Raw genomic sequence first — 236 nt, forward strand, 5'->3', positions numbered from 1 at the left:
CTTTGCAATCCTTGTACACGCAGGCAGGGGACATCCAGGACGAGTTAAGAAAAGTCCAGTATCTAGTCCTTAAAAACAATTTAAGATGGATGGATGTCGAAATGGCTCTTGCATCTGGAAAAGAAAATTCAGATAACACGATCATAGACGGATTAAAAACTGTAGAGAAAAAAGTTTCTGGATATGGGGAAACAAATGAGATGAATCCGACGTTTACTACTGCACCACAGAGGGAT

Annotated in this window: 1 pseudogene; it reads left to right on the forward strand. The window is 40.3% G+C overall.

The window, feature by feature from the left end:
- Positions 1-236 (forward strand): annotated as a pseudogene (locus tag SB773_RS34590) (germination protein YpeB); the annotation flags it as partial.

The organism is Bacillus sp. SIMBA_074 (genome assembly GCF_046534555.1).
In the GTDB taxonomy this organism is placed as follows: domain Bacteria; phylum Bacillota; class Bacilli; order Bacillales; family Bacillaceae_G; genus Bacillus_A; species Bacillus_A mycoides.